The sequence below is a fragment of the Desulfocicer niacini genome (genome assembly GCF_054657595.1).
Genome location: NZ_BAAHYK010000238.1, coordinates 1 through 233, shown reverse-complemented (window position 1 = coordinate 233; position 233 = coordinate 1). Strand labels below are relative to the sequence as shown.

At 46.8% G+C, this 233-nt stretch carries 1 protein-coding gene; it reads right to left on the bottom strand.

The genetic code is table 11. The features are described 5' to 3' along the window. A partial coding sequence (locus tag ACYQ2M_RS25560) for a 4Fe-4S dicluster domain-containing protein (protein WP_459919209.1) occupies positions 1 to 233 on the bottom strand: 233 nt, incomplete at both ends.

Below are 233 nucleotides of genomic sequence, written 5' to 3'. Positions count from 1 at the left end.
GCTGTGAATATTTCACCACTTTCATCATCCTTGAGACTGCAGGTGGCCCCGATGATCACCTCTTTTTCCACGGGGTCATAGACAGTTCCACCCACGAATTTTTTGGGAAGATTTTTGTAATAAACCCGCGATTTCGTACCGGCTTCAGGGTTTAAAAACTCCGCATCCTTGATGAAATCGGCAAAGTCAGATTCTTCTCCAAATTTAAGGGCTTCGGTGGGGCACTGGTCCAC